Annotated in this window: 8 protein-coding genes and 1 pseudogene; 7 read left to right on the top strand and 2 right to left on the bottom strand. The window is 52.0% G+C overall.

Going from position 1 to position 6,962, the window contains the following annotated elements; genetic code table 11:
• The first annotated feature begins 401 nt into the window (after positions 1-401).
• The 6 genes from rpsF (at position 402) to WBC85_RS07950 (ending at position 4,067) form a co-directional block, all read left to right on the top strand.
• Complete coding sequence (rpsF, locus tag WBC85_RS07975; RefSeq protein WP_424434979.1) at positions 402-755, top strand: 30S ribosomal protein S6; 354 nt, start codon at positions 402-404, stop codon at positions 753-755.
• Between the two features lie 28 nt (positions 756-783).
• On the top strand, positions 784-1,011 hold the full coding sequence (rpsR, locus tag WBC85_RS07970) for a 30S ribosomal protein S18 (protein ID WP_009805008.1): 228 nt from the start codon (positions 784-786) through the stop codon (positions 1,009-1,011).
• An 11-nt stretch (positions 1,012-1,022) separates the two neighbouring features.
• Positions 1,023-1,640 (top strand): 50S ribosomal protein L9, encoded by a 618-nt coding sequence (rplI, locus tag WBC85_RS07965; protein WP_424434970.1) that lies wholly within the window; start codon positions 1,023-1,025, stop codon positions 1,638-1,640.
• A 262-nt stretch (positions 1,641-1,902) separates the two neighbouring features.
• Positions 1,903-2,301 carry a helix-turn-helix domain-containing protein gene (locus WBC85_RS07960; RefSeq protein WP_424434967.1) on the top strand — a complete coding sequence of 133 codons (399 nt, stop codon included), beginning with the start codon at positions 1,903-1,905 and terminating at the stop codon, positions 2,299-2,301.
• 87 nt (positions 2,302-2,388) lie between these two features.
• Positions 2,389-3,090 carry a helix-turn-helix transcriptional regulator gene (locus WBC85_RS07955; RefSeq protein ID WP_424434964.1) on the top strand — a complete coding sequence of 234 codons (702 nt, stop codon included), beginning with the start codon at positions 2,389-2,391 and terminating at the stop codon, positions 3,088-3,090.
• A 158-nt stretch (positions 3,091-3,248) separates the two neighbouring features.
• Positions 3,249-4,067, top strand: coding sequence for an acyl-homoserine-lactone synthase (locus WBC85_RS07950; protein ID WP_424434961.1), 819 nt, complete (start codon positions 3,249-3,251; stop codon positions 4,065-4,067).
• Between the two features lie 244 nt (positions 4,068-4,311).
• Here the strand turns inward: WBC85_RS07950 and tig are convergent, their stop codons facing one another.
• Positions 4,312-5,646, bottom strand: coding sequence for a trigger factor (tig, locus tag WBC85_RS07945; RefSeq protein WP_424434982.1), 1,335 nt, complete (start codon positions 5,644-5,646; stop codon positions 4,312-4,314).
• A 141-nt stretch (positions 5,647-5,787) separates the two neighbouring features.
• Entirely contained in the window at positions 5,788-6,561 is a 774-nt protein-coding gene (locus WBC85_RS07940) for a hypothetical protein (RefSeq protein ID WP_424434958.1), read from the bottom strand.
• Positions 6,562-6,615: 54 nt separating this feature from the next.
• Here WBC85_RS07940 and WBC85_RS07935 point away from each other — a divergent pair.
• Positions 6,616-6,840, top strand: a pseudogene (locus WBC85_RS07935) (transposase); the annotation flags it as partial.
• Between the last annotated feature and the right edge of the window lie 122 nt (positions 6,841-6,962).

Below are 6,962 nucleotides of genomic sequence, written 5' to 3'. Positions count from 1 at the left end.
GGCGTGAACCACAGAAAGAACGCGGCCAGCACCATCGCGCAGCCGATCAGACGCTGCATAGCCCGCAGGATCGTCCATGCACCGTCAATGGCGCGCACCGGGACCGGCTTGCGGGGGGCCTCGAAGGCGAAATCAGATGCTGTTGTCATTGCCATAGCTCCCTAAAGTTTGATTCAACTTTGCAGGGAATCGTGACCAAATCGGGGCGTTGCTCTGGCCGGTTCGGGGCAATTCATCGCGCAGCAGTCCGCTTGCGCGGTTAACCGCTTGCCCCGCGCCGCAAACCGTGTATATCGGCCCTTCCTTTGCAACTTTGGAAAACCGCGCAGACTCTCGTGGTGGGGCCGCAAAGGGATATCGCCCTGCCTATGAAATGCGCCTTGATATAAATAGGAGAACGCATGCCGCTATATGAGCATGTCATGATTGCGCGTCAGGATCTGTCCAACACGCAAGCCGAAGGCCTCATCGAACATTTTGGCACCGTCCTCGCCGACAACGGCGGCAAACTCGTGGATAGCGAGTATTGGGGCGTCAAAACGATGGCTTACAAAATCAACAAGAACCGCAAAGGCCACTACGCCTTTTTGCGCTCTGACGCACCTGCGACAGCCGTGCAAGAGATGGAGCGCCTGATGCGCCTCCACGAAGACGTCATGCGCATTCTGACCATCAAAATGGATGAGCACGCAGAGCTGCCTTCCGTACAAATGCAAAAACGCGAAGAGCGCGGCGAACGCCGTGAGCGTCGCTAATCTTAGCTTGAAGAAAGGACTCTAAACCATGGCTGCAAAACCATTTTTCCGCCGTCGCAAAGTGTGCCCGTTCTCAGGCGAGAATGCACCAAAGATCGACTACAAAGACACGAAGCTGCTTCAGCGCTACATCTCTGAGCGTGGCAAGATCGTGCCGTCCCGTATCACCGCAGTCTCTGCGAAAAAGCAGCGTGAACTGGCCCGTGCCATCAAACGCGCCCGCTTCCTCGCCCTGCTGCCCTACGCTGTGAAATAAGGAGAACGAACATGAAAGTTATCCTTCTTGAGCGCGTCGCAAAACTCGGCCAGATGGGCGATGTTGTTGATGTCAAATCTGGGTACGCACGTAACTACTTGCTGCCACAGAACAAAGGCCTGACAGCCTCTGCTGCGAACATCGCAAGCTTTGAAGCGCGTAAAGCGCAGCTTGAAGCGAACAACCTGGAAACCAAAAAGGAAGCCGAAGACATGGCATCCCGTTTGGATGGTCAGAAGTTCGTTGTGATTCGCCAAGCGTCCGACGCTGGCTACCTCTACGGCTCTGTGACAACGCGTGATGCGGCTGACGCTGCAACAGACGGCGGTTTCTCTGTTGATCGCAAGCAGGTTATCCTGCAAGCGCCAATCAAAGAACTGGGTCTGCACACTGTAACAGTGCGCCTGCACCCCGAAGTAGACGCCGAAGTCGTATTGAACGTTGCACGTTCCGTCGAAGAAGCAGAGCTTCAGGCATCCGGCAAATCCATTCAGGAACTTGCTGCGGAAGAAGAGGCAGCTGCCGACTTCGAAATCGCAGAATTGTTCGATGATATCGGTGCTGCGGCAAGCGAAGACGAAGATCTTGCACCTGCCGCAAAAGACGAAGCAGAAGTTGACGAAGCGTAAGCATTAAGAGCAAGACTTGTGTTTCGAGCATTTCAGAAGGGGCTGCGTTAATCACGTAGCCCCTTCTTTTATTTGGATTTTTCGTCTTTTTATCTGAGCGAAATTCCGCTGAAATTAGCTTTCCTGATACCAAATTGTGCAATCCGGTTAACGTTGTAGTTTACAAGAGCTTGCAACTTGAGGGCGTTTCTGGTGAAAGTAACCCACTTCGGGTCCACGTCAACTGGATGAGCGCGCGGATCGAATAATAAAGGTGATGAGTATGACGAATATTGATGTGTTAATCGGTGCCCGCATTAAAGGCCGCCGTATCGCGTTAAAAATTTCACAGACGACGTTGGCTGAGTCTGTTGGTGTTCGGTTTCAACAAGTTCAAAAATACGAATCTGGCGCAAATCGCGTCAGCGCATCCCGCCTGTTGATGATCGCAGAAACACTTGGCGTTCCAATTTCATACTTTTTCCAAGGCCTGGACACGGCAGTAGATGGCGACGAAACTGATGTCGTATCACGCCGCGCAAATGCCCCTATCAACGCATTGACTGACGCGCGCGTCGGCGAAATCCTTGCATTGGTCGAAACCCTGCCCAAAGAGCAGCAAATGGCCGTTCTCGCCTTTTTGCGCACCCTATCCAAAACGACAGAGCAAGAACACGCCTGATTTACAGGCGGTTCGCATACACTAGACGTTGCCTAAACTTGGCATTCATGTGACAATCATCTCCTAACGTTGCTGTCTGGAAGTTGCATGGATCTAATTGATCTCGGCGCGAGCGATCATTCGGGCGCTGAGTTTACTGAATATCTGGGTGCTTTATGTGACCAGCTTGAGCTGGACTATGCATCGTATTGTGCAATCAATACGGTGTCCGATGCTGTGCAAGGTTTCGCAACCTACCCCGTCGAGTGGATCGAACATTATATGGGGAACGGGCTGCAAAACCTTGACCCTACAATTGCCGTGTCTGCCCGTTCTATCGCCCCTGTGGATTGGTCGCGCCTACAACGATTTGACGGCTTCAATGCCGTTTTCGCAAATGGGCGCGATTTCGGTATTAGCGATCGCGGCCTCACAGTGCCGATCAGGGGTCCCTACGGCGAATGTGGCTTGCTTAGCGTAACCCGTGACACGTCAGAGCGCGAATGGGCCCTGCTCAAAGGCAACATCCTGACAACGCTTCAAACCGCAGCCGTCAATATGCATGACGCGGTGATGCAATCGGACAAGCTTTCTATCGCGCTGCGCCGACCTGTCCTTTCTCAACGTGAATGCGAAGTTCTGCAATGGATTGCCGCTGGTAAATCACAACAGGACATCGGCGATATTCTGTCGATTTCTTTTAGAACTGTAGAAGTACATTTACGTTCCGCGCGTTCAAAGCTTAGCGCTTTGACAACCGCTCAGGCCGTTGGTCGTGGGATTTCCCTTGGGTTCATTCACCCCAAGTAGCCGACCCTAAATATACCTATTTGATAGGACTTATGCGCAAGTCGGACAGGTGCAAAGCCAAAAAAGTTCTACTTTTGCATGTATCATACGGGATTCCCCCAATAGCGCCCCCCAAAAATATGGTTAAAGGTTTCCTTAACAAAATGGGGGATTGATTAATGATAATTGTGGTGGACGGCGTGAACGCTGATCAGTTCACTGGCTTGCTATCGCAAGTATTTGAACTTCGTGCACGGGTCTTCAAAGACCGTTTAGGTTGGGACGTTGACGTTGTTGATGGTCAGGAGAAGGATCATTTCGACGAACTTCACCCTACCCATATCGTTTCAGTAACCGATGAAGGCCGCGTGGCTGGCTGCATGCGGCTGTTGCAAACAACCGGCCCGAATATGCTGGCGGATGTTTTTAGCTCTATCCTTCAGGGAGAGCCCGCTCCACGCAGCCCGCTGATTTGGGAAGCGACACGTTTTTGCGTGGACACAAACATGCTTGATAGCGGTAAGACCCGTAATTCGATTTCCTATGTTACCAGCGAAGTCATGGTCGGTGCATTTGAATATGCGCGTACAGCAGGCGTTGAAGACGCTGTTGCGGTGATCGATCCAATTATGAACCGCGTCCTGAAGCGATCCTGCAATGCACCCTACGACTACCTGGGTGAAGCAACGCCAATGGGCAAGGTTACTGCCATGGCGGCATTGATGGATTGCAGTGAAACACGGATCAACGCGGTACGTGACTTTGCCAATATTCAGGGCGATGTTTTTCTTGATGAAGACGAAGCCATCCAACGCTTTGGCGATGCGAATAGCAAAGCAAGTAATCCCAATGCGGTGCGTGCATTGCAAGACTACGTACATGAGCAATTGCAAGTCGCCTCTAACACAAGCGAGCTACGTGCAGCGCTGCACCTTCTCGCGGAACTAGAGAATGACACAAATCTAACACTGACCGAGGGTGCCGCCACTCACAGCTAGACCACCTTAAGGACATTCTTGGTCAAGTGAACGGATCCGGGTTGACAGCCCCGGGTCCGTTTTTTTTGCGTATGTATCTGTCAAAACTGGCTTGCTCCAGATTTCAGAAGCTATGTTTCTGATCCAAGGCACATTGCTTCAAGCCATGCAAAGCCTGTGTAATTGACTGCTCTGACTTGCAGTGCAAAACGAAATAACCCCGCTCAATCGAGCGGGGTTTCCTAATTCCAAAAAAGAGTTGGATTTACTCTTCTTCAAGCGCCTCAACGGCCTTTTGCAGCTCGTCTTTGCTGATCTCTTTGTCGGTGACTTTCGCCAGCTCGACAATGTAATCCACAACCTTATCTTCAAAGATAGGCGCGCGCATCTGCTGTTGCATCTGCTGGTTTTGCTGAACGAATTCAAAGAACTGACGCTCTTGACCAGGGTACTGACGTGCCTGGTTCATCATCGCTTGCGTCATTTCTGCGTCGGTCACTTGAACCTCGGCTTTCTGACCCAGCTCTGCAAGCAACAGACCCAGACGCACACGGCGCTCGGCCAATGTTTTATGCTCGTCTGTGGCTTCGATCGATGGGTGATCGTGGCCTTCAACTTCTGGGTTTTCTTCATGCCACAGCTGGTGCGCAATCTGATCGGCCTCGGCCGTAACCAAGGACGGTGGCAGATCGAAGGACACAACAGCATCCAGCTTGTCCAACAGGCTACGCTTCATGACAGCGCGCGCCGCACCAACATATTCTGCTTCAAGACGCTCAGCGATCTGGCCTTTGAGCGCAGCAAGATCTTCCGCGCCGAACTTAACAGCCAACTCGTCGTTCACTTCTGCCGCAACAGGCTCTTTCACTGCTTTGATTGTGCAGGTGAAAACAGCTTCCTTGCCCGCAAGGTGCTCGGCTTGGTACGGGTCAGGGAACGTAACGGTCACGTCCTTAACTTCATCGGCTTTCACGCCAACCAGCTGCTCTTCAAAGCCTGGGATGAACTGGTTAGACCCCAGAACCAATGGGAAATCTTCGCCAGCGCCGCCGTCAAACGCAACGCCGTCAACTTTACCAAGAAAGTCCATTGTAACCTGATCGCCGTCTTTGGCTTTGGAGCCTTTCTTGCGATCTTTAAAGTCTTGTGCTGTCTCAGCCAGATTTGCGAGCGCTTCTTCAACAGACGCATCGTCCGCTTTTGCGACAAGACGCTCAAGCTCGATCTTGCTTAGATCAACTTCTGGAATCGCTGGAAGCGCTTCGTAGGACATCGTGACGTTTACATCGTCGCCCTCTTTCCACGTTTCACCGTCAACCATGACGACTTCCGGCTGCATCGCAGGGCGATCGCCTGACGTTTCAAAATGCTCGGACATCGCGCCGTCTACAGCTTCCTGCATGGCTTCGCCAAGGATACGCTGGCCGAACTGCTTTTTAAGCAATGGCATTGGAACTTTGCCTTTACGGAAGCCTTTCATTTCGACTTCTGGGCGCGCTTCTTCAAGCTTTTCGTTAACTTTCGCTTCAAGCTCGGAAGCCGTGATCGTGATGGAGTAGCCCCGCTTTAGGCCTTCATTAAGCGTTTCGGTGACCTGCATGTCGTCCTTATCCATTGCATAGGGGCCGCAGAGGCGTCTGCGGCGGTCAAAATCTGGGCCTGACTACTTGAGCCAGCCTGAGGGTTCAAGTGGATTCGGGGCCGAAAAACACCCAAGTGAATACATAAGAAATCGGGCGCTTTAGTTTGATGTTGCTCGAAATGCGCCGGCAAATGTTTTCCCGCGATCTTCATCAGATCCATGAAAGGTGCCGAGCGCTTCAAAAAACCTATAAATCGTGACGTCCCCGTCCGATCTGCGCTGAGCCCTCAATCGAATTCCAGAAAAACGGCCATCTAACTCGCCGTTGATCCCATCATATACAACTGACCCTTCAAGAGCTCGATCATCGTAGCGACCATTTACTGCGATCAAGTCCGACGTGCCTGTTAACGTCTTGTCATCGAAGTTAGCTAGCAAAGTAAGTGCACCGGATTCATTGGCTATTGTATACTGGGCTATTCCTTCATCGTCATACCCAGTGCGCTCTGCATATGCGATTCCAACCGTCCCATCCAGTTTTGCGCTGCCCGTCAAAGGCAACGCCGGTTTGGTAACTGAAAGATGATAGTCAGGGTGATAAAGATACCTATACTCGCTGCTAAACTTTTTAACGATCGCCTCTGCATTGCCATCTTCGTAGGCAAACGCCCCATAGACCGCGGGACCGTGATTTGAGCTTAACTTAAACGCAGCGCTGTCCACGACGGCCGGATCGCTATAGCTTAACGTTTTGAGCGGTGTTGTTGGATAAAGCGTGCTGCTCGGCGTTCCGCCAGATGAGGACACTGTTCCAACCGGTTCGGGCTCAATTATCTCGGGTAGATCAGCAGTAGCATTCGCCACTTGATCCGATTGACATCCCGCAACAGCGATACTGATAGCGATAGCGCCACAAACCCGAAAAACATGCATTAAACGTAACCTTACTCTTTACCGTCGACAGAGACGTTTACAGAGGCCCGGATTATGAGGTGCTCAAAAGAGCAAAAAGCGATAATGCCAATGGCTGAGGCGTGCCGGAGACATGGGTTAAGCCACGTATCGTTCTACAAGTTCAAAGCCAAATACGGTGGCATAAACCTATTCTAGATCCACCGCCTGAAATCGCCTGAAGACAAGAACGCCAAGCTCAAACGCTTGCTGGCGGTTACGATGCTCGACCATGTTGAACTGATGAATTTGCTAGGAAAGAGCTTCCGACACCGAATGTGCGAAGGGCAGCGGCACGCACGACAACGCAGGGGTTCTGGCGGCGAAGAGGCCGCACGCGTTGCCCTGGGATTGGACGCGCCCCTGCGTGTCAACGTAAAGCC

Source organism: Planktotalea sp. (assembly GCF_049680325.1).
Taxonomy (GTDB): domain Bacteria; phylum Pseudomonadota; class Alphaproteobacteria; order Rhodobacterales; family Rhodobacteraceae; genus Planktotalea.
This window is presented reverse-complemented; position numbering and strand designations above follow the sequence as displayed.

What these genes read in the sequence shown, in the direction of transcription:
- rpsF (WP_424434979.1), top strand. Translation starts at nt 402, where the DNA reads ATGCCGCTATATGAGCATGTCATGATTGCGCGTCAGGATCTGTCCAAC.
- rpsR (WP_009805008.1), top strand. Translation starts at nt 784, where the DNA reads ATGGCTGCAAAACCATTTTTCCGCCGTCGCAAAGTGTGCCCGTTCTCA.
- rplI (WP_424434970.1), top strand. Translation starts at nt 1,023, where the DNA reads ATGAAAGTTATCCTTCTTGAGCGCGTCGCAAAACTCGGCCAGATGGGC.
- WBC85_RS07960 (WP_424434967.1), top strand. Translation starts at nt 1,903, where the DNA reads ATGACGAATATTGATGTGTTAATCGGTGCCCGCATTAAAGGCCGCCGT.
- WBC85_RS07955 (WP_424434964.1), top strand. Translation starts at nt 2,389, where the DNA reads ATGGATCTAATTGATCTCGGCGCGAGCGATCATTCGGGCGCTGAGTTT.
- WBC85_RS07950 (WP_424434961.1), top strand. Translation starts at nt 3,249, where the DNA reads ATGATAATTGTGGTGGACGGCGTGAACGCTGATCAGTTCACTGGCTTG.
- tig (WP_424434982.1), bottom strand. Translation starts at nt 5,646, where the DNA reads ATGCAGGTCACCGAAACGCTTAATGAAGGCCTAAAGCGGGGCTACTCC.
- WBC85_RS07940 (WP_424434958.1), bottom strand. Translation starts at nt 6,561, where the DNA reads ATGCATGTTTTTCGGGTTTGTGGCGCTATCGCTATCAGTATCGCTGTT.